Source organism: Subtercola lobariae (genome assembly GCF_014640255.1).
Classification (GTDB): Bacteria; Actinomycetota; Actinomycetes; order Actinomycetales; family Microbacteriaceae; genus Subtercola; species Subtercola lobariae.
The window spans coordinates 151,149-173,020 of the sequence record NZ_BMGP01000006.1 but is presented as its reverse complement, the minus strand read 5'-3'; the positions used below and the strand labels follow the sequence as shown (position 1 = coordinate 173,020).

15 protein-coding genes are annotated in these 21,872 nt (G+C 66.0%); 5 read left to right on the top strand and 10 right to left on the bottom strand.

Annotation, left to right across the window (positions count from 1 at the left end):
- Positions 1-11 precede the first annotated feature (11 nt).
- Genes hemB through IEX24_RS15915 form a run of 3 tightly spaced genes read left to right on the top strand, consistent with a single transcriptional unit; the run spans position 12 to position 2,979 of the window.
- Positions 12-1,019, top strand: a complete 1,008-nt coding sequence (hemB, locus tag IEX24_RS15925; protein WP_188680001.1) for a porphobilinogen synthase — start codon at positions 12-14, stop codon at positions 1,017-1,019.
- A gap of 36 nt (positions 1,020-1,055) precedes the next feature.
- Positions 1,056-2,588, top strand: coding sequence for a glutamate-1-semialdehyde 2,1-aminomutase (locus tag IEX24_RS15920; protein WP_188679999.1), 1,533 nt, complete (start codon positions 1,056-1,058; stop codon positions 2,586-2,588).
- Between the two features lie 4 nt (positions 2,589-2,592).
- Positions 2,593-2,979, top strand: a complete 387-nt coding sequence (locus IEX24_RS15915; protein WP_188679997.1) for a hypothetical protein — start codon at positions 2,593-2,595, stop codon at positions 2,977-2,979.
- Between the two features lie 198 nt (positions 2,980-3,177).
- Here the strand turns inward: IEX24_RS15915 and IEX24_RS15910 are convergent, their stop codons facing one another.
- From IEX24_RS15910 to IEX24_RS15890, 5 genes are all read right to left on the bottom strand, one after another.
- A complete protein-coding gene (locus tag IEX24_RS15910; RefSeq protein WP_188679995.1) occupies positions 3,178-6,159 on the bottom strand; it encodes a tetratricopeptide repeat protein in 2,982 nt (993 codons plus the stop codon).
- 3 nt (positions 6,160-6,162) lie between these two features.
- Entirely contained in the window at positions 6,163-7,905 is a 1,743-nt protein-coding gene (locus IEX24_RS15905) for a hypothetical protein (RefSeq protein WP_188679994.1), read from the bottom strand.
- Between the two features lie 118 nt (positions 7,906-8,023).
- Positions 8,024-9,001 (bottom strand): MDR family oxidoreductase, encoded by a 978-nt coding sequence (locus IEX24_RS15900; RefSeq protein ID WP_188679991.1) that lies wholly within the window; start codon positions 8,999-9,001, stop codon positions 8,024-8,026.
- A gap of 104 nt (positions 9,002-9,105) precedes the next feature.
- Positions 9,106-9,909 carry an ABC transporter permease gene (locus IEX24_RS15895; RefSeq protein ID WP_229715426.1) on the bottom strand — a complete coding sequence of 268 codons (804 nt, stop codon included), beginning with the start codon at positions 9,907-9,909 and terminating at the stop codon, positions 9,106-9,108.
- Positions 9,906-10,808, bottom strand: a complete 903-nt coding sequence (locus IEX24_RS15890; protein WP_188679989.1) for an ABC transporter ATP-binding protein — start codon at positions 10,806-10,808, stop codon at positions 9,906-9,908. The genes IEX24_RS15895 and IEX24_RS15890 overlap by 4 nt, the downstream gene beginning before the upstream one ends.
- A gap of 243 nt (positions 10,809-11,051) precedes the next feature.
- Here IEX24_RS15890 and IEX24_RS15885 point away from each other — a divergent pair, with 243 nt between their 5' ends.
- Together IEX24_RS15885 and ctaD are read left to right on the top strand one after the other, a co-directional pair.
- Positions 11,052-12,677 carry an LssY C-terminal domain-containing protein gene (locus tag IEX24_RS15885; protein ID WP_229715424.1) on the top strand — a complete coding sequence of 542 codons (1,626 nt, stop codon included), beginning with the start codon at positions 11,052-11,054 and terminating at the stop codon, positions 12,675-12,677.
- A 540-nt stretch (positions 12,678-13,217) separates the two neighbouring features.
- Positions 13,218-14,915, top strand: coding sequence for an aa3-type cytochrome oxidase subunit I (gene ctaD / locus IEX24_RS15880; RefSeq protein ID WP_188679988.1), 1,698 nt, complete (start codon positions 13,218-13,220; stop codon positions 14,913-14,915).
- A gap of 532 nt (positions 14,916-15,447) precedes the next feature.
- Here the strand turns inward: ctaD and IEX24_RS15875 are convergent.
- The 5 genes from IEX24_RS15875 to IEX24_RS15855 are packed head-to-tail and all read right to left on the bottom strand — an operon-like array spanning position 15,448 to position 21,835.
- The gene (locus tag IEX24_RS15875) at positions 15,448-16,242 is read right to left on the bottom strand and encodes an isocitrate lyase/PEP mutase family protein (RefSeq protein WP_188679986.1); all 795 of its coding nucleotides are present in this window, start codon (positions 16,240-16,242) and stop codon (positions 15,448-15,450) included.
- 9 nt (positions 16,243-16,251) lie between these two features.
- The gene (gene trhO, locus IEX24_RS15870) at positions 16,252-17,220 is read right to left on the bottom strand and encodes an oxygen-dependent tRNA uridine(34) hydroxylase TrhO (protein WP_188679984.1); all 969 of its coding nucleotides are present in this window, start codon (positions 17,218-17,220) and stop codon (positions 16,252-16,254) included.
- A gap of 45 nt (positions 17,221-17,265) precedes the next feature.
- Positions 17,266-18,498 carry a magnesium and cobalt transport protein CorA gene (locus tag IEX24_RS15865; RefSeq protein ID WP_188679982.1) on the bottom strand — a complete coding sequence of 411 codons (1,233 nt, stop codon included), beginning with the start codon at positions 18,496-18,498 and terminating at the stop codon, positions 17,266-17,268.
- Positions 18,495-20,333 (bottom strand): phytoene desaturase family protein, encoded by a 1,839-nt coding sequence (locus IEX24_RS19680; protein WP_229715422.1) that lies wholly within the window; start codon positions 20,331-20,333, stop codon positions 18,495-18,497. Before IEX24_RS19680 ends, IEX24_RS15865 begins: the two co-directional genes overlap by 4 nt.
- Positions 20,330-21,835 carry an MDR family MFS transporter gene (locus IEX24_RS15855; RefSeq protein WP_188679980.1) on the bottom strand — a complete coding sequence of 502 codons (1,506 nt, stop codon included), beginning with the start codon at positions 21,833-21,835 and terminating at the stop codon, positions 20,330-20,332. Before IEX24_RS15855 ends, IEX24_RS19680 begins: the two co-directional genes overlap by 4 nt.
- Between the last annotated feature and the right edge of the window lie 37 nt (positions 21,836-21,872).

The window sequence follows — 21,872 nt, the reverse complement described above, 5'->3', positions numbered from 1 at the left end:
GGGTTTAAGGCATGAGTTCTTACGGCGGCGGCCGCGACGGCGCCCTCACGGTCAGGCCGCGCCGGTTGCGCGCTACTCCTGCGATGCGGCGGCTCGTTGCCGAGACGCGACTGAACCCGGCCGAGCTGGTGCTGCCGCTCTTCGTGCGGGAGGGTAACGAGCCGCGCCCGCTGAGCTCGATGCCGGGCATCCTGCAGCACACCACTGAAAGTGTTCGGGCTGCGGTGAATGAGGCTGCTGATCTCGGCCTCGGCGGAGTCATGCTGTTCGGTGTGCCCGACGCCAAAGACGCCATCGGCTCGGGAGCAACCGACCCCGACGGCATTCTCAACGAAGCCACTCGAGTGGTCGTGGCCGAAGTCGGCGACGCGCTCGTCGTGCAGACCGACCTCTGTCTCGACGAATTCACCGACCACGGGCACTGCGGAGTGCTCGACTCTGAGGGCCGTGTCGACAACGACGCCACTCTGCTGCGCTACCGCGACATGGCGCTCGCCCAGGCCGCCGCCGGCTCTGAGCTGCTCGGCCTCTCTGGCATGATGGACGACCAGGTCGCCGCCGTGCGAGACGCCCTCGACACCAACGGGTTCGAGAACACCGCGGTTCTGGCCTACTCGGCCAAGTACGCCTCGGCGTTCTACGGGCCTTTTCGCGAGGCGGTCGGCTCAACGCTGCAGGGCGATCGCAAGACCTATCAGCAAGACCCGGCGAACCGCCGCGAGGGGCTCCGCGAAACCATGCTCGACCTCGAGCAGGGCGCCGACATCGTGATGGTGAAGCCGGCCATGAGCTACCTCGACGTGCTGGCCGACGTGGCTGCCATCTCGCCGGTTCCGGTGTGGGCGTACCAGGTGTCGGGTGAGTACGCCATGATCGAAGCCGCGGCAGCGAACGGCTGGATCGACAGAGAGCGTGCCATCTTCGAGTCGGTCACGAGCATCCGGCGCGCAGGGGCTGATGTGGTGCTGACCTATTTCGCGCCCGAGATCGCGCGAGCGCTGCGCGAGCCGCTGCTATGACGCCGAGTGCTGTTGTGCGTCACGAGAGGGTGCTACGTGTCTGAGTCTGAGGTTCTGTTCGCGAAGGCGAGCGTGTCGATTCCGGGTGGAGTGAATTCGCCCGTGCGGGCCTTTCGTTCGGTCGGTGGAACGCCGCGCTTCATGGTGTCTGCGAAGGGGGCGTACGTGACCGATGCCGACGGCATCGAGTACGTCGACCTGGTCAGTTCGTGGGGGCCCGCGATTCTGGGGCACGCGCACCCCGAGGTGGTTGCTGCGGTTCAGGATGCCGCAGCGCGAGGCCTCTCGTTCGGCGCGTCGACTCCCGGTGAGACCGAGCTCGCCGAAGCCGTTCGGGCGCGAATCCAGTCGGCTGGCCTCGCTCCCGTTGAGAAGGTTCGGCTGGTGTCGACGGGCACCGAAGCCACCATGACGGCCATTCGTTTGGCACGAGGATTCACCGGTCGCGACCTGCTCGTCAAGTTCGCGGGGCACTATCACGGTCATTCAGATTCGTTGCTCGCCGAGGCCGGTTCGGGGCTGGCCACGCTCGCGATGCCGGCATCGGCGGGGGTGACCGCCGCGACCGCCGCGCAGACGCTCGTGCTGCCGTACAACGATCTCGACGCGGTTCGAGCGGTTTTCGAGGCGCACCCGGGGCAAATCGCGGCGGTCATCACCGAAGCTGCCGCCGCGAACATGGGCGTGGTGGCGCCCGACCCGGGGTTCAATGCTGCGCTCGCGGGCATCGTGCACGAGCACGGAGCCCTGCTGATCGTCGATGAAGTGCTCACCGGTTTTCGGGTGGGGCCGGCGGGGTGGTGGGGGCTCGAGGTGTCGGGCCGGTCGCTGATGGCGGTCGGTGAGCGCGGTGAGCGCGGCGAATTCGGCGCGCCCGGGTCGCCCGTCGCGCCCGGCGACGGTACGGGGGCGGCCGACGCACGTGATCTGGGCGCTGACCTGCCCTACCAGCCCGACCTGTTCACGTTCGGCAAGGTTATCGGTGGTGGAATGCCGCTCGCGGCGCTCGGCGGCCGTGCTGACGTGATGGACTACTTGGCGCCGCTCGGCCCGGTGTATCAGGCCGGTACGCTCTCGGGGAACCCGGTGGCCGTCGCTGCTGGGCTCGCGACTCTGCGGTTGGCCGATGATGAGGTGTACGCGACGTTGGACGGTGCAGCATCCACTGTGTCGAATGCGGTTTCGGATGCGCTGGCGGCCGAAGGTGTGGCCCATTCGGTGCAGCGCGCGGGCAATCTGTTCAGTTTCGCGTTCGGCGAGTTCGGCGAGTTCGGCGCGTTCGGTGACACCGGCACGGCGGCGGTCGGCGGCGGTGACGGCAGCACCGCCGATTCGGGGCCAGCCCCGGCCATCCGCGGCCCCCGCACCTACGCCGAGGTTCAGGCGCAGCAGTCGTTTCGGTATGCGCCGTTCTTTCACCACATGCTCGACGCCGGAGTTTCGCTGCCGCCCTCGGTTTTCGAGGCCTGGTTCGTGTCTGCGGCGCTCGACGATGCTGCAATCGAGCGCATTGTGTCGGCGCTCCCGGGCGCGGCTCGTTCCGCTCGCGAGGTTTCGCAGGCAGACTAGAACCATGGCAGTTCTGTTCGTGCACCCCGATCGTTTGGAGATCAGGTTGACGCGAGCCGAAAAGCTCATGTCGTTGAGGCGCAGCGACATCGAGGTGCCGCTCGAGAACATCCGCTCGGCTGCGCTCACCGACGACCCGTGGGTGTGGGTGCGCGGAATCCGGGCGCCCGGCACCGCCATTCCGCTGACGCTCGCCGTGGGGTCGTGGAAGTTTCACGACGGCAAAGACTTCTTGCTCATCAAGGGCACGCGCACGTCGGTGGTGATCGACCTTGAGAACTCGGAGTTCTCACGCATCATCGTGACCACGCGCCATTCGCTCACGCTGCTGCGCGCCTTGCGCCTGCCGCCGCTCGAGTCGGCCGACGCGACGAAGATCGCGGCCGACTGACGCGGCTGAGTCGCCTGACGCGACTGAGTCGCCTGACGCCGACGCCGACGCCGTCGCGAGTGAGCTGCAGCTGCCACCCGAACTTGCCACCCGAACCTGCCACCCGAACCCGCCACCCGAGCCTGCCACCCGAACCCGCCACCCGAACTCGCCACCCGCCACCCGCCACCCGCCACCCGCCACCCGCCGGCAGTGGATCTAACCCGAGGTCAGCGCGTGCAACTCGCCGGCCACGAGCTGGGCGACGGCACTGTCGCCCGCGACAAGCTCGAGGCTCCGTTCGTATTCGCTCTGCGCCTCGTCGGTTCTGTGGGCGCACTCGAGCATTCGCGCCGCGAACAGATGCGCCAGGCCAGCGGATGATCGCTCCCCCACCCGCTCGAACAGCCACGCCGAACGCCGAGCGGTCTCCAGAGCTTCGTCATCTCGCCCGAGCGCATCGAGCCCGTGCGCTCGCGACTCGGTGACGCTTGCCACGAGCGCATCGAGGTCGAACTTGTGTTCATCGGCGACACGAATGGCTTCGTCGAGCGTCTCGAGCCCTTCGGCCTGCCCGAACTCGCACTGCGCTTGGCCGAGCAGATGCAATGAGTCCACGAGCTCCCACGGCTCGGGGAGCTGCCTTGCGCGGTTGACGGTTTCAAGAAGCACGTCGACCGCGTCAGAATCGTTGCAATCGAATAAGAGTCGACCGAGGGCGAGCCCCAGCCGAACGGCCTCGCGCATCGCGCCGCTCGGCACGGCAAGTGAAAGCGCGACACTCCAGCAGCTGTAGGCAAGCTCGTCGTTCTCGGTGGCCCGGTAGCTGTGCCCCAGCCAGTACAGAAGTTCGACGATCTCAGGCGTCGGAGCACGGCCCAGGTACGCCTCGTCGAGCACGCTCTCCACATTCACTGCCGCTGCGTCGCCGTCACCGGCTGCGAGGTGCGCGCGGGCGAGTCGAAAGCGAATGAGACTCGTGCCGGCTTGGTTCAGACGTTCGCACTCCTGCAGCGCCTGTCGCCAGGCCTCGACGACTCCGACCTGCACGCCCACTTCTTCGAGCAGCAGGGCGAGCTGGGCGCACGCGTCGATGATGCCCTTGCCGTACCCGAGTTCGCTGTACAGGGCGAGTGCACGGTCGGCGTCGCTGACGGCATCGTTCAGCGCTGAGGGGTCGAGAGTGCACGCGGCTCGCAGTAGCAGTGCCCTGGCTTTGGTCGCTCGATCGAGATCGTGCCGCACAAGGCGAGTCGTGGTCGCTCTGCCTGCCTCGAGCTGACCCGACAGCGACTGTGCGTGCGCCAGCGTCATCAGTGACCGCTGAATGTGCGGATTCTCGGGGTCGTGACCGCAGAGCTTCACCGCCTCGAGCGCGAGCACCGATGCCTCCTGCGGCTGCTGAGTGCGAAGAAGGCGTTCGGCCAGGGCGTTCAGGATGCTCAGCTCGACCTCCGGCTCCGCTCGCTCTTCGCGGGCCTGACGAAGTGCTGCACGCAGCGCCTGCTCGCCGTCGGCTCCGTCGGCTCGCCCGCCCCTGTCGGCGCCGTCCGCCCGATCAGCGCCGAACATCACGAGACCGAGATTCAACTCGGCCTCGGCGAGATCGAGGTGGCGAGCCGCAATGAGGGTGTCTGCTCGTAACCCGAGAAAGTTGAGAGCACGCCCGTCATCGCCACGAGCGACGGCCAGCGAAATCTGCAGGCCGTAGATCTGGCATCTGACGTGAAGCCGATCGACGCTAGTGCTGTCGCTCTCGCTGCCACCGTCGCTCTCGCTGTGGCCGCGGCTGCCGCGGTAGCCGGCGCCAGTACCGCCGGAGTCGTCACCTCCGCCGCCACCGCCGCCACCGCCGGCAGCTCGCACCTCGTGCTCGAGTGCTTCGTGGGCGTGCTGAAGCGCCGACTCTGCCGTGGCCGTGTCTTCGACGCTCGCTCTCTCGCGAGCGAGTTGCAGCCACAGCTCTGAGGCCGGTGCGGTGCGGCCGAGCGCCGAGAGCTGTGCCGGGCTCACCTCGTCGAACGGCAGCGCCAGGGCTTGGCGCGCGCGAACCGACGGCCGGTCGCGCCCGGCCACGTCGGCCACGTTGGCCAGGTCGAGCATCGCGACCAGACGCGCGGTGAAGTACTCATTGGCATGACGTTCGTCGAAGCATCTGGCCAAGATTCGCGCGGCCCGAGTGCATCGTTCGCCGAGTGAGTGAACGGTCAGAGTCGAACCGGGCGTCGAATCGAGTCGCAGATAGCCCGGTAGTGCAGAATCTGCGGTCACGAGAATCGCACGATCGCCGTGACCGGTGCCTACCAGCGCGCGGCAGACGCCCGCGAGTGCTCGCAGTGCCTCGAATTGAGCGTAGGAGTCGAGTGGGTCGGCGTCGAGCCAGAGCAGATGGCGTTCGATCAGGGTCAGCGCGCGAGGCACATCGCCGATCATCCCGCAGTACTCCAGGTGCGCAGCGAGCAGGGCCAGCTGGCGCGGGTTCGATCGAACAAGTTCGTACCCGCGTTGGTGCGAACTCGATGCTTTGAGGGGTTGCCTCGTGGCCAGGTAGACCGAGAGGCTTCGCGCGTAGGCTTCGGGCAGGCACGCTGCGCACTGCGATGTCGCGTCGAAGTACACGTCGAACGCGGCGGCCGACTCCGCGAAGCGCTCGGCGGCGGCGAAGTCGAGCGCCACGCGCAGGTGGTTGCAGGTGGGGCACGGCGTATACCGGTCGGGCGCCGCGTTGTGCAGCAGTGCCGTGATCGATTCGAGTTCGCCAGGCTGCCGAGTGACGCGGGCAACCTTCAGCCGGGCGTACAACCCGGCAGTGGGCGCTTGGCCGTTCGCGTCGACGAGGCTCTGCAGTCTCGCCAGCTCGTTCGTGATCGAGGCCAGCGAGCACGACGCATTTCTCGCAACGACCTCGGGAATGAGCACTGACTCGTTCAGCAGATCGATGGTTGCGATGCTCGCCGGGTAGACGGTCGGGTTACTGAGGTGCCGTGAGACACACCAATCGAACGCGCTCAGACGGGTCGTGGTGTCGCAGGTGTCGGCCGCAGCCGAGATGAGAGTGAGCCGGGCGGCGTAGCCGAGTGATTCGTCGCCGAGCGCATCGGCGAGAGTGACCGCTTCATCGAGAATGACTCTTGTGAGCGCCGGCGACGTTGCTTGTTCAGCCGCGATGAGCAATCGGGCGCAGTGCTTCTGAGGCTGCATGCGTCAGTACGGCAGGCGCCCGAGGGACTGGCCCGGGCTCCACGACGAGCGCACCGGCGCGCCCGTGCGCTGCACCCCTTGGGCCTCGACCGCCTCGACCGGCTCGACCGCCTCGACCGCCTCGACCGGCCCGACCGCCTCGACCGGCTCGACCGCCTCGACCGGCGCTATCGGAGCCGCCGCGACGGGCGCCACCCGAGACGCCGGGGCTGGCGCCACCCGCGGCGGTACGATCAGGTCGTCGTAGCTCGGGTCGTCGGGAGGAATCGGCGGATAGCTGAACGTCGACCGAGCCGTATGAGGTGCCTTGGCAGCAGTGGCAGCAGCGGCGGTAGCAGCAGAACCAGCGGCCTGTGGTGCCAGGGCCGCCCGGGTCTGGTGCGACGAACTGGCGTTCTGGGCCGCCTCTGCCGCCACGTTCGACACCACTGAATCGGCCACCGACACCCGAGTCAGCGCCGTACCGATCAGAGCGATGAGCCTCTCGAGTGGCCCCGTGCCGAGGCACAACCGCCAGGCGACCCCCAGCAACGCTGTTGCGCCGATGAACTCCAGAGTCAAGAAAGCACGATTGCCACCGCTGACCTCGCGTATCGCCGTGCCGATCGCCACCTGCATCGGCGAGCCCGGTGCGGCGACTCCACCGACAATCGCCGCCGCCGCAACAACGGTGGTCACGCTCAACGACAGTGAGCCCGGTGCACTGAAGAATACGAGTGCCCATCTCGCGGCCCGGCCGATAACAAGGCACAGGGCGAGACACGTGAGTGCTACCCCGCCCGCGGCGACGACAATCGGAACAGTAGCGGGCGCTCCGAACGTGATGCCCGTGAACCCGCCGGCGACCGTCGCCGCATTTTCGGTGCCCGCAGCGAGCTGCAGCCACCCCGGAAGGCTCACATTATTCACCGCCCAGAACCCAGCGATGCCTGCGGCACAGATCAGCAACCCAGAGCCGAGCAGAAAAAGTCGGGGCGCGAGGCGACGCAGAGGCAGCCGGCCGATGGCCATTCCGCAGAGAAAGAGCGCGATCCAGGGCAACACAAACGACAGCTGCCGAAGCGCCGCCGAACCCCCGGCGTCGAAAATCAGTCGCGCAAGAAGGGGAAAACCGAACGCGCTCGCGGCCGCAAGGCTGAACAGCAGCGCCGCACCGCAGCGGGCCATGACCACGTCGACCATCGAAAGTACCGCAATGTAGAGCAGCAGTTCTGCCGCCAGCAGGAGCGCGACGAAGTGCAGGTGCTGCGCCATCAGGGCGAGTGCCACAGCGCACACCGTGAAAAGGGAGCTGCGCAACACAACCCGAAAGCGAGCCTGCACCGAAGCTACGTCAGCGAAACCCTCGTACCCCCCTGAAAACAGGCTCACCGAGGAGCCCGCGACGGTGGCGAACAGAACGAGTGCAGCGGCGAACAGCCGATCAGGCGTGAGGGCCGCAGCCCAGCCGGCCGGGTTCGTCAGGGAGAGCGTGGCCAGATCGCTGAAGCTGAACGGGTCGCTCGCTGGCGATGCGCCCATCGTCATGCTCGCGGCGGCGCTCGCCAGAAGCAGAAACAGTGCCACGCCGCGAGCCGCGTCGAGGCCCACCACCCGGCGCTCGCCGCCGAAGAGCCGGGCGACCAGGCCCGATGCCGGAAGGGCGGCGACTCCTACCCGATAGTCGGCGGCCATCGACCCGGCGGCAATCGAGCCGGCGGCCGGTGTCGCGGCGGGCGCCGACCGGCGATCGGCGACTTGTGCCATAAAACGCAGCTCCTCATCATGAATGCAACACGTGAAGCATTCATGATAGCTGATTTTATCTCACTAAAGTACTGTTCTGCTGAGGGTTCTCTCGCGAGGCGCTACCTCCCCGCAGGCACTACCGCCGCACATCCACTACCGTGCGTCCGCGAATCTGCCCACCGAGAATCGTCGGCCCGGCGTCGAGGGCTCCGGCAAGGTCGGTGGTCGAGGTCATCGAATCGAGCAGGTCGAGGTCGAGTTCGGTGGCAAGCGCGGCCCACGCCTGCTCGCGCAACGCGAGCGGAGCATCCACTGAGTTCGCACCAGTCAACGTGACGGCTCGCAGGATGAACGGCATCACACTCGACGGCAGGTCGCCGCCCTGGGCGAGACCGCAGCTCACCACCACGCCGCCGTAGTTCGTCTGGGCGAGCACATTGGCCAGCGTCGCGCTGCCCACAGAGTCGATGGCCCCCGCCCAGCGCGCCTTCTGCAGAGGTTTGCCCGGATCAGAGAACTGAGCGCGATCGATGACGTCGGCTGCACCGAGCCGGCGCAGGTAGTCGCCTTCGGCCTCAGCGCGACCCGTCGAGGCGGTGACCGAATAGCCCCGGGCGGCGAGCATAGCAATGGCGACCGAGCCCACTCCGCCAGCTGCACCCGTGACTAACACGTCTCCGGCGGTCGGCAGGATGCCCAGCCGCTCAATCGCCAACACAGCGATCATCGCGGTGAACCCCGCGGTACCGATGGCGGCCGCACGCGAGGCGCTGAGGTTTTCGGGCAACGGAATCAGGGCATCCGCTCGCACCCGTGCGCGCTCAGCGAGGCCGCCGAACCGGCTCTCGCCGATGCCATCGCCGTTCAGCAGCACCAGATCGCCTACGGCGAATCGCGCCGAATCAGATGCCGCAACCGTGCCGACAAGATCGATGCCCGGGATGATCGGAAAGGTGCGCACTACCCCGCGGTTGCCGGCGAGCGCCAGACCGTCTTTGAAGTTGACGCTCGAGTACTCGACGTCGATGGTCACCTCGCCCGGTTGCAGGAAGTCGTCGTCGACCTCTCTGATCTCGGCCGGTTTACCTTCGTCTACAACGATCGCGCGAAACATGCTTCTACTCTAGGCACGCGCGGTGCAGCCGAGGTTGCGCAAAGGCACCGCGCGAGCGCGCTGAAGGTGCTTGTGCGCAACCCAGGTGACGACCTAGGCGTGCCTCAGGTGACGTCGCGGCGCCACGACGTGAAGTAGCCCAGAACGGCGGCGACCACGGCATACGCCAGCAGAACAAGGGCGCCCTGCCACCAATCGAGAGCCACGAGCGACGGAGCCGAGAGCGAATAGAAGCTCGACCCGACGAGAGCGTCTGAGGCTGAGCCGGGCAGAAACTTGCCCACCTGGGCGCTCCAGTCGGTGAGACCCGATGCGAAGCGCAGAATGGGTTCGACGAACTGAGTGAACGCCAGCACAATGACGATGGCCGCGACTTGGCTGGGCACGAGAACGCCTAGTCCAACACCCACCGCGCACCACAGCGCCATCGCCAGAATGGCTCGCCCGATGAGCGCCCAGATCGCAGATGAGCCTAATTGGGCATCCTGACCGAACGCAGCCATCAACCCCGAGCCGGCGCCCACCGATGCGGCCATGGCGAGCACACCGAAGAATGCGCCGAAAACGGTGAGCGCCACGAGTTTTGCCACGAGGATGCGCCCGCGTTTCGGCGTAGCCAAGAACGTGGGCGTCAGCGTTTTGAGGCGAAACTCGGCCGTCGTGACGAGAGCGCCGAGAAGCACAGGGAAGACGTAACCGATCGACGACCCGAAGCTGTAGATGAGCGGGGCGCGCTCTGCGCTCGAGATGACCGGGCCGCGGCTGCTGCCGACCGTGCCGAGAATCGCGGTCAGGCCACCCGCGACGAGAGCGACGTAGATCACCATGATGAGGGCGAGAATCCACCACAGTCTGGTGGTCGTGACCTTGGTGAATTCGGCGTGCACCGCGCGGCCGAGCGACTTCACAGTGCACCCTCTTCGCCGACGAGCGCCAGAAACGAGTCTTCGAGACCGGCGTGCTTCTGCGACAGCGAGCTGAGCGCAATGCCGGCCGCGAAGGCAATGCGCCCGATCTCGGTGGCCTCGGCGTTGTCGACGATGACGCCGCCGCGCAGGCTGCGAAAGGCGTACCCGGCGGCCTGCAGCGCCCAGCCGAGGCCGTCGCGGTTCGGTGAATCGACGATGACCTGCTTGCTGTCGACCATATCGAGGCTCGCGAGGGTACCGCGGTGAATGAGCTTTCCGTGCGCGATGATCACCACTTCGTCAACGCTCTGCTGCACCTCAGAGAGCAAATGAGAGCTGACCAGCACCGTTCGACCTTCAGCCGCCAGCTGGCGTAAGAAGAGGCGTATCCAGCGGATGCCCTCCGGGTCTAGCCCGTTGATGGGCTCGTCGAGCACCAGAACACTCGGGTCGCCCAGCAGCGCGTAGGCGAGTCCGAGCCGTTGGCGCATGCCGAGCGAGTAGCCCGCGACACGCCGATTCGCGTACCCCTCAAGGCCCACCTGTTCGAGCACCACGGCGACGCGGGCGCGGGGCAGCGCGGCGGCTTGGGCATAGATGCGCAGGTGGTCGGCGGCCGTGCGGCCAGGGTGAAAGCTCGCGGCTTCGAGGGCGGCCCCCACGGTGCCGAGGGGCGATGGCAGGTCACGGTAGGCGACGCCGCCGAAGGTGGCGGTGCCGCTGGTCGGGGTGACGAGGCCCAAGAGCATCCGGAGTGTCGTCGTTTTGCCGGCGCCATTGGGGCCCAGAAAGCCGGTGATCTGCCCCGGTTCGACGGTGAATGAGAGGTCGGAGACGGCTTCGACCGAGCCGAAACGTTTTGTGACGTTCGTGAACTCGATAGTGACGCCGTCTGGCATCTCACCCCTTCGTGTGCAGGCCCGGGTACAGCCTTTCGGCTGCGGTGCGGGCCCTCGGTCGTCGCAGGCGCTCAGCGCACCGAGGCGAGCCGTGGTGCACAATCGCTTGCGGATGATTGGCAACCAGCCTATGCGCTTGGCGGCATATTAGGGGGTGGATGTTCGTGGCGGGTCGGGCGCGAGTGATGGGATCTTGCGGTCAATCGGGTGCAGTGAGGGGCATGTGTGCCTTACGGTTAACGAATGGCGGGAAGTACCCTCGATTCGGCAGGCAGGGCCCCCGAGAGCGCGCCGATCGACCGCGAGAGCGCCGCCGAAGCCGCGTTGCCGGCAACGGTGCGGCCGCCCATCGAACCGTTGCCTCGAATGCAGCCGGCCCCGTTCGACCCCACCGCCGATGCCGCCTCGCTCGCCCCGCCGCTGCCGCCCAAGAAAGACCGCCGGGGCCGGCTGATGGCGACGCTCGACAACGTCTACTTCTTCTTAGGCGCCGCCTCGGCCGCATGGCTCGCCTACCTCGTGCTCTCGCAGTCGTTCAGTCACGGTTTTCAGTACCTGTGGTTCTTGATCGTCTTCTACGCGCTGCTCGCCTACCTGCTCCTGCCGCGGTTGCACAGCATGCTCACTCACATTTACGTGCCCGACTACTTCATCGGCCGCGCCCGCACGAACGAGGGCCTGCTCGGTGACCCGGTCAACCTCGCATTGTTCGGCTCTGAGGCTCAGCTGCACACCGCCATGCTGGCTGCCGGATGGCATCGTGCCGACGAGGTCGGCTTTCGCAGTGCGCTTCGCATCGTGACATCCACTCTCTCGAGGCGCAGCTACTCTGACGCACCGGTGAGCCCGCTGTACCTGTTCGGAAACATCCAAGACTTCACGTATCAGCAAGAAGTCGACGGAAACCCTGCCAAACGCCACCACGTGAGGTTCTGGAAGACGCCAGAAGGCTGGCTTCTGCCGGGCGGCTACGAGGCTGAGTGGATGGCCGCGGGAACCTACGACCGCAACGTGGGTATCTCGCTTTTCACACTGCAGGTAACCCACCGCATCGAGCGCGAAACAGATCGTGAACGCGATCACATCGTCGCCACCCTGCAAGATGCCAACCCTGAAGGCGTTTTCACCGTCATCCGTAACTTCTCCACCGGGTATCACGCGGTGAACGGCGGTGGTGACGCGATCACCACCGATGGCGATTTGCCCATTGTCGACCTCACTCGTGTGCCGGTTTCTGCTGAAGGGGCGGCGAGCGCCGAAGTCGTCGATTCGGCTCCGTTGCCGGCCGATGCGACGCTGCTCGGGCACGTGGTTCTCGACACGGCACGAGATTCGGCGGCGTCGAACCGGGTGAAGCGGCCCATCTCCATCTATTTGAGTTATCTGCTGATGATCATCCGTGGTGCCATTGGGGCTCTCTCGGTGATCGCGGTGTTCGCGACGTGGGCCGACTCGGTGGCGGCGGTGCGAATCGACCTGCCTTCGGGTGCCGGCATCGATGGCGATCAGCTCGCCGACATCGCCGTCTGGGTCATTGTGGGCCTCGCGATTGTGGCGTTTGTGGGCTACCTGGTGCTCGCGCAGCTGGTGTTCGTGGGGTATAACTGGGCGCGGTTCGTGGTGATGACGTTGAGCCTCATCACGGTGGCGAGCGTGGCCATCGAGTTCGTGAACAACCAGGCCGACCTCGGTACCACCACGGGCCTGGTCAACCTCAGCTTCGACATCTTGCTGCTCTTCGCGCTCTCGAGCCCCGACGCGCGAGCTTTCGCGCGCGAACGTCGCCTCGGCCGCAGAGAGCGCCGCGCTGCGCGCGCCGCTGCGGCCCGCTCCGCGGCCACCCCGCCGCCGGCGGCTCTCGCCGCCTAACCGAGATGCGATCGTTCTTCCGCTGAGTGAGAGGTTGCTCTCCTGTTTCGCTTTCTCTGCCGCTGAAAGCGGTAGAGGCGTTTCACCGTAAGACGATCGGTTGTGCATCCACCAGGGGTTGTGTCTGCCTCGTTGCGACTCGGCGTCAGTGTTCCGGGCGTTGCTCCAGAGCAGGTGCATACCGGACTGAGACGGACGTGGAATATGCATGTCGTGTTCGTGTTTTGATGCTTTCGCTCGCGGCTCTCACTGCGGTCTTCACTCCCTAACCCATTTACTATTCGGGATCCGTCTCGCGCATCCCGACCCACAACGATGCTCTGCCGCTACACTAACCAGTAGTCGCCTCAGACCCCGGCTGCTGGTTTCCCATCCGAGCGGACATCTCCCCTCGGAAAAGTCAGTTCGAAGTTCGGGATCGAGGCAGCGTGGTGACATTTCTTTCCCCCGCATTTCCCTCTCAATCCTCCGCGCAGGAGGCAGGCCAATGATCGGCCGCCGACCAACACGGCGGATCACGGCGGCTGGAAGGAGCTGCTGATGAGCAGGGTGGATGACCGGGTAGAAGTCAGCCCGGCAGCGAAGCGCAAGGGCAATGTGCTCGTGCGTTGGGTCACCTCGACCGACCACAAAGTCATCGGGTACCTCTACCTGATTGAGTCGTTCATCTATTTCTGTTTCGGCGGGGTCATGGCCTTGGTGATGCGGGCGCAGCTTTTCGAACCAGGCCAGCAGCTGTTAGCGACGAACGATCAGTACAACCAGCTCTTCACCATGCACGGCACGATCATGCTGCTGATGTTCGCGACGCCGCTGTTTTCGGGGTTCGCGAACGTGCTCATGCCGCTGCAGGTCGGCGCCCCCGACGTAGCATTCCCGAGGCTGAACGCTCTCGCCTTCTGGCTCTACAGCTTCGGCTCCCTCATCGCGGTCTCCGGCTTCCTCACCCCGCAAGGGGCCGCGTCGTTCGGCTGGTTCGCCTACGCCCCCCTCTCGAGTCAGACGTTCACACCAGGAGACGGCGGCAACCTCTGGGTCTTCGGGCTCATCCTCAGCGGCTTCGGCACCATCCTCGGCGCGGTGAACTTCATCACCACCATCATCACGATGCGCGCCCCCGGCATGACAATGTTCAGACTGCCGCTGTTCACGTGGACAACGTTGGTCACCGCCATCCTCATCCTGATGGCGTTCCCCGTGCTCGCGGCGGCACTCTCCGCACTCGGTATCGACCGGGTCTTCGGCGCGCACATCTACGACCCCGCTAACGGCGGCGCGCTGCTCTGGCAGCACTTGTTCTGGTTCTTCGGCCACCCAGAGGTGTACATCATCGCACTGCCGTTCTTCGGCATCATCAGCGAAGTGCTCCCCGTCTTCAGCCGCAAACCCCTGTTCGGCTACAAAACACTCGTCTACGCGACGATCGCCATCGCCGCCCTGTCGGTGACGGTCTGGGCGCACCACATGTACGTCACCGGGTCGGTTCTGCTGCCGTTCTTCTCACTGATGACCATGCTCATCGCTGTACCGACAGGTGTGAAGATCTTCAACTGGGTCGGCACCATGTGGCGCGGATCCGTCACCTTCGAAACACCGCTGATCTGGGCTGTCGGCTTTCTCATCACGTTCACGTTCGGCGGCCTCACCGGCGTCATCCTCGCGTCGCCGCCGCTCGATTTCCACGTCTCTGACTCGTACTTCGTGGTCGCGCACTTCCACTACGTCGTGTTCGGCACCGTCGTTTTCGCGATGTTCGCCGGATTCTATTTCTGGTGGCCGAAATTCACCGGCCGGATGCTGAACGAAAAGCTCGGCCGGTGGCACTTCTGGCTGCTCTTCATCGGCTTCCACACCACGTTCCTCATCCAACACTGGCTCGGAGTGGCCGGGATGCCGCGCCGCTACGCCACCTACTCCGCCGCCGACGGCTTCACCTGGATGAACCAAATCTCAACCATCGGATCGTTCCTCCTCGCCTCATCGATGATTCCCTTCTTCCTGAACGTCTACATCACCGCACGCCACTCCCCGAAAATCACAGTCAACGACCCCTGGGGATTCGGCCGCTCACTCGAATGGGCAACCTCCTGCCCGCCCCCACGACACAACTTCACCAGCATGCCCCGCATCCGATCAGAATCCCCCGCGTTCGACCTCAACCACCCCGAGGCCGGCATCCCCGTCGGAGTCGGCCCGGCAGCCGACGCACCAGACGCACCCCACCACAAGATCAGCTAAACCATCAGCCGCATCCTGAGAAGAACGCACCGGATCGTCACGTCAGTTGCTGCGCTGATGAGACGCTCCTTTCGCGCCTGATTGGTGGTGTCTATTCGGTGCTCCATGGAAGAGGCAGTGTTTCTACCCACCCGCCGAGAGAGATGTCTCCCGGCGGGAGAACGCATATTCCTGTCGCTGCGGCGAGTCCACGCATACTTCTTCGGCATACGTACAGGCCCACGACGAACACGGCGATGACAAACCCGATGATCGTGAACGGAACTGCGGGGCTGGTGCCGGTGCGGCGCTGCCGGCCCATCGGGCAGCCGCGCCTTCTGCTTGCCGCGGTCAGAGGCCCCTGCCGGCGCCTACGGCCCGATTCCGGCCTGGACGTCGTCGGCATAGCCTGGTTTTAACGCCGTTGTGGGCGCCCTCCGCACGTGTGAAGCGGAGAAGCTACGCCGCCGGGCGAAGGTCGCGCCGGACAAGCTTTTGCGCGTATAAATCAGCTGACTCTCGCCGAAGCCGAAAAACGATGCTGCTGGCGGAGTTAGTTGAGGGCGCGGGCGTTGTCGGGGAGGGTGCCGTCGCCGTAGAGGGAGATGGCTAGGTCGGCGAGAGCCGTGAGGGCCACGCGCTGGCTCCAGGGGCCGTAGGAGATGCGGGCTACGCCGAGCTTTTCGAGGGTGGACGGGCGCAGGGAGCCCGGAACGCCGATGACGCTGATGCGTTGGGGGCCGATACCCTCGACCAGACGGGCGACGGTGTCGGCGTCGAGTTTGCCGGGAACGAAGACGCAGGCGGCGCCGGCGTCGAGGAAGGCACGGCCGCGCTCGATGGCATCGGCGATCACGTCGTCGAGCGGGCGGGAACCGGCACGGAGGAACGCGTCGGTGCGCGCGTTCAGCACGAAGTTCACGCCCTCGGCCTGGCCGGCCGCCACCACTTCTGCCACGGCGGCGACGGAATCGGCGAGCGGCTTCATCTGGTCTTCGAGGTTGGCACCCACGACTCCCACGTCGATGGCTTTGCGCACGGTCTCGCCGGGCGCCCCGTAGCCTGCCTCGAGGTCGGCACTCACCGGCAGGTCGGTGGCTGCTGCGATGCGACCGACCATGTCGATCATCAGATCGACGGGAATCTGCTCACCGTCTTCGTACCCGAAGAGCGCCGCGATGCTGTGACTTGCCGTGGCGAGCGCGGTGGTCTCGGAGATGTCGGCGATGGCTTTGGCACTCACCACATCCCAAACGTTGACGACACTCAAGATTTCGGCGGAGGTGTGCAGGCGAAGAAGTTCGTCGGCACGGTGCTGGAGAGAAGCTGTGGGGTGAAGGGAGGTCATGGCCTCAGCCTATGACTCGGCTCCGACCGAAGGCGAGAGAGCCGCCTCCACTGTGTGCAACTCGCACCACACCGCCGTTGTGGAGGAGCAGTCGCCGCAGACGACGAGTTGCGCCCGACACGACAGATCGGCACAGTTCTGCATGGCGCTGGTCGGTGAGGCGCACCGAACGCAGGTGGCGATGGTACGAGCATCCGGAGTGAAATTCAAGGAGAGCCGGTTGTCGAAAACGTACAGCGACCCCTGCCAGAGCCCGGAGTCGCCGAACGTCTCGCCGTAGCGCGCGATTCCGCCGTCGAGTTGGTAGACGTTCGAGAATCCGCGCGCGGTCATCAGCGACGACAGCACTTCACAGCGGATGCCGCCCGTGCAGTACGTGACGACGGGCTTCGATTTGAGGTGGTCGTATTTGCCGCTCTCGAGCTCGGCGACGAACTCGCGGGTGTTGCTGACGTCGGGCACGATGGCGCCCTCGAAGCGGCCGATCTCGGCCTCGAAGGAGTTGCGCCCGTCGAAGAACACCACATCGTCGCCGGCCTGCTTCTGCGCCTCGACCAGCTCGTGCAGTTCGGTGGGTGAGAGCTTCGTGCCGCCGCCGACAACGCCGGAGTCATCGACGAAGAGTTCGCCCGGGGCGCCGAAGCTCACGATCTCGTCGCGCACCTTCACGGTGAGGCGTGGAAAGTCGGTGGAGAATCCGTGTGGCGCCGCGGGGGTCGCGGTAGTGGGGTCGAGCGCGGTGCCTTCGCTCCACTTCACGTCGAGGTTCTTGAAGGCGGGGTACTCGCGAGTTTTGCGCAGGTACTTCTTGACCGCGTTCAGTTCGCCGCCGAGGGTTCCGTTGATGCCCTGCGCCGAAATGAGGATGCGCCCCCGAAGCCCGAGGCTCTCGCAGAGGTCGCGCTGCCACAGCCGCACGGCTTCGGGGTCGGGCAGCGGTGCGAAGACGTAGTACAGAATGATCTTGGGCACGGCCATCAGGCGATTTTACCCGCTGCACCTGGGCATAGTCAGGGGCCGGCGTCAGAGCCAGCCGCGCTTCTTGAAGACGATGTAGAGGCCGATTCCCGAGCCGAGCATGAGGGCGAGCGCGAAGGGATAACCCAGAAACCACTTCAGCTCGGGCATGTTGGTGAAGTTCATGCCGTAGATGGCCGCCACGAGGGTGGGCGCAAAAAGCACGGCGGCCCAGCCCGAGATCTTCTTGACCTGCTCGCCCTGGGCGAGGCTGGTCTCGGTCATGCGCGTCATTTCGTCGTTCTGCTTCTGGGCGATCAGCGTCGAATGAACGGTGAGGGCATTCTCGAGCAGGGTTCTGAACGATTCCGAGCGGTCGATGATACGAATGACGTGGTCGAGCACGTCGCGCAGGTGGCGTTTGAGTTCGAGCAGTTGGGCTGCGTCGTCTTCGGCGAGTTCGTGAGCGTCGACCGGAGGGGCGGCGTCGCCCGGAGAGGAAGCGCCCGGAGAGGAAGCGACCGGGCCTTGCTCAGTCGCTTCAAGCCCCTCGATCAGGCTCTGCAGCATCTCCTCGAGAGGGTGCGTCGCCCGCTGAAAGTCGATGACCTCGCGCAAAAGATCGTAGATGCGGCGCGAAACCTCTCGATCGCCACTGAAAAGCTGATCTTCGATCTCATCGATGTCGTTCTCGAGACCTTCGAGCACGGGCGCGTATCCATCGACGACCAGGTCGATGAAGCCGTACAGAATCATTCGCGGGCCACCAGATAAGAGCTCGGGATGCTCTTCCATTCGCTTTCGAACGAGCCCGATATCGGGAAAATCTCCGTGTTTCACCGACACCACGAAGTCGGGCCCCATGAACACATGCACCTCGCCGAACTTCACCTTCTCGACGTCGTCGAGGTATTTCGCGGGGCGCAGCACCACGAAGAGCGTCTCGCCGTACCGTTCGAGTTTCGATCGCTGATGCCCGGTCAGAGCGTCGGTCACGGCGAGATGGTGCAGGCTGAGTTCATCTGCCACGGCCTGGAGTTCGGCGCGATCGGGGTGCACCATGTCGATCCAGGCCACGCCGTGGTTTTCACGCATGACCTCGAACGTTTCGTCGAGCGTGCGGGGCTCGGCCGTTCGCTTGCCGTCGACGTAGACGGCGTTGTCGGTGATGCTCGGCCCTTCTGGGTTGGGTGTGTCGTCGTTGGTGTCTGGGCTGTCGCCGCCGCTCGACGCGTCGTCGGTGACCGGTTTGCCGGTCTGGCCGGCGGAGCCGGTCGCGCTTTCTGCTGACGGATTCATCGGGAACTGCCTTTCGATGATCGCCCAGGCCTACCGGCCTCGGCACGTTCTTCGAGCACCGCCATGGCGGCGTTGTGTCCGCCGAGTGCGCTGACTGCTCCGCCGCGGCGCGCACCTGACCCGCACAGCAGCACCCGCGGGTACGGGGTGGCGACTCCCCAGCGTTCGGCGGGAGTGGAGAGGGGGGCATCGTCGTCGACGAAGGGCCACGAGAGGGGAGCGTGAAAGATGTTGCCCCCGGGCATCCGTAACGCCTCTTCGATGTCGAGAGTGGTTTTGGTCTCGATGCAGGGTTCGCCCGAAGCGTCGAGCAGCAGGCAGTCTTCGATGGGCTCGGCCAGCACGCTGTTGAGCGAGGCGAGCACGGCGGCCTGCGCTTCGGTTCTGAAGACGTCGTTGGTCTCGGGAGTGACGAGCCGGGTGGGGGTGTGCAGCGCGAACACTGTGAGGGTCTGGGCTCCGGCGGCCTGCAACTGGGGCGAGAGGATGCTCGGGTCGGCCAGCGAGTGCGAGTAGATCTCGCACGGCAGCGGGTTCGGCAGCTGCCCGGCGGCAGCCTCGAGGTAGGCGGCGTCGAGCTGGGAGTACGTCTCGTTGATGTGGAACGTTCCGCCAAAGGCCTGCTCGGGCGTGACGTTCGGGTCGCGCAGGCGCGGCAGGCGCGAGAGCAGCAGGTTCACCTTGACCTGGGCGCCCTCGGGTTTTGCTGCGGCTGACGTGGTCGACCGCGCTCGGCCGACCAGCCGCTCGAGTTCGATCGGTGCAACGTTCGAGAGCACGGTGTGGGCCCGGATGCTCTGCCGAACGCCCGCGACGACATACCGAATCGTCGCGGGAGTCTCGGCGGGTGAATTCGTGCTGAATGCTGCCAGGTCGTTCGCGCTCGCCGGCTGCGGCACCTTGCCGACGTCGATGGCCAGTACCTCGGCATCGGTGACGATCGTCGCGCCCGCCTCCACCGCGGCTCGCAGCAACTCGTCGGTGACGGCGCCCATGCCGCCGACCGGAACGTTCCACTCGCCTGTTCCCTGCCCGATGAGGTGATAGAGAAAGCACACGTTCTGGGCCAGATCTTCGTCGAGTGCGCGGGCGAAGGTGCCGATGAGCGCGTCGGTGAGAATGACCCCCCGAACCAGATCGTTCTGCAGATGCCGCTCGATGATCTTGCCGATCGGCCGCTCGATCATCGAGTGCCAAGTGCGATCGGCGTCGACCAGCGTGCGCGCTTCGCTGCGCCGAAGCAGCGGTTGCGTCAGGGTGGGCCAGAGCTTTTCGGTGAGGTCGCGGCAGTGCCTGTAGAACTCGAAGAAGAGGTCGGCGTCGCCTTCTGCGCCGACGGCGGCGAAGGAGGCGCGGGTGGCGGCGAGGTCGGTGGTGTCGACGAGCAGGCCGCGGTCGCCGCCGGCGGTATCGTGGGCGACCTGGGTGCCGCCGGTGTCGTTGAGGCTGCCGGTGTCGTTGGTGCGGCCGGTGCTCGCTGCGGCGGCGAGGGTGTTGTGGGGGGCCGAGCTATCCACCCCATTCGGAAAGCGCCCGGGAACGGGGGTGTACGACGAGTAACGGCGCTTCGCGAAGGTGAGGGTGAGCCCGAGATCGTCGATGATGCTCTGCGGCAGGAGGCTCACCAGGTACGAGTAGCGGGAGATGCGGGCATCCACCCCCTCGAATGGCGAGGTGGAGACCGCTGCGCCGCCGACCGCGGGCAGGCGTTCGAGCACGGTGACCGAGAGCCCCTCGCGGGCGAGATAGGCCGCCGCCGCCAGGCCGTTGTGGCCGCCGCCGACGATGACGATATCGCTCGTCGGGCCGGGTTCGGCAGCGGAGGGTTCGTTCACTCCTTGAGCATAGATCGCGCTTCTTCTGCAGCCGGGATTGCCTCGGTCGGGGTTGACACCGGCGCGGCGGCCGGCCTGCCCGGCAGCGTGAACGAGAGCGCCATCGCCAGCACGGTGAACCCGACCGCCCACCAGAACGCCTGGTCGAACGCCGACGCCAGCGCAGCAGAGCCGGGCACCGCCGCGCCCGAACCAGACCCCGCTGCCGTCACCGCTGCATCCAGAATCACGGCCAGAACCGCCACGCCCAGCGCCCCACCGATCTGCGTCGCGATTCGGGTCAGGATGCTCGCGTGGGGCACCTCGGGCCGCTTGAGCCCCAGGAAGGCCACCGACATCAGCGGAATCGTCACCGCGCCTAGCCCGAATCCGCGCAGCAGCAGTGCGCCCATCAGCCACCACTCGTTCGTCGCGGGTGTGGCGAGGGCGAATGGGATGGTGGCCAGCCCCACAATCGCGAACCCGACGAGAGTCACGACCTTCGACCCGACGCGGTCGGTCAGCCTTCCGGCTATCGAGCGGCTGAAGAAGGTGCCGATTCCCTGCGGCACGAGCAGCAGCCCGGCTGCGAGCGGGTCGAGCCCGCGCACCTCCTGCCAGTAGAGCGGTAGCAGCAGCATTGCGCCATAGAGAGACGCGCCCGAGAGGAAGAGAAGGGCCGACGCAGACGCGACCGGGCGGTGTTTGAAGAGCCGAACATCCACCAGCGCCTTGTCGCCTCGCCGCGACGCCCACAGAGCGAAGGCGACCAGCAGTGCGGCGCCCACGAGCAGGGGCACGAGAACGTCGCCGCGGGCGAACGCGCCCGGCTGGCTGACGTTCGAGAGGGCGTAGAGTACGCCGACGAGACCCGGCGAGAGCAGCACGAGCCCGAACAGGTCGAGGCGGATGGCCGGGGTCTTCGCGTCGCGGGGCAGCATGCGCCAGGCCAGGATGATGCCCACCACGCAGAACGGAACGTTCACCCAGAACAGCCAGCGCCAGTCGAGCGAGGTGAGAATGAGGCCGCCGACGACCGGGCCGAGAACTGGGCCGAGCACGGCCGGCAGAGAGACGGCCGACATGATGCGGCCGAGGTTCTTGCCATTGGCCGCCTGCATAACCAGCGTCGACATCAGCGGCAGCATGACCCCGCCGCCGATGCCCTGAAGTACGCGGAAGGCGATGAGGCTCTCGGCGCTCCAGGCGAGACTGCAGAGAATCGAGCCCACCATGAACACCGTGAGGGCGAACATCCAGAGCCGTTTGCCGCCAAAGCGGCTCTGACCCCAGCCGACCAGGGGAATCGTGACGCCGAGCGCCAACAGATAGCCGGTGCTGACCCATTGGATGGTCGCGACCGATGAATTGAGCTCGCGCGCCAGTGTCGGCAGTGCAACGCTGACGATGGTGGTGTCGAAGATGACGGCCATGGCGCCGACGATCACGACGGTGGCGATGCGCACTACCTCTGGGTCGATGCGCTCTTTGACCGCGCTTGCGCCGCCTGATGCCGTGCTCATGGGTGCCTCCGTTTTTTTGGGCCGCCGTGATGTGGCC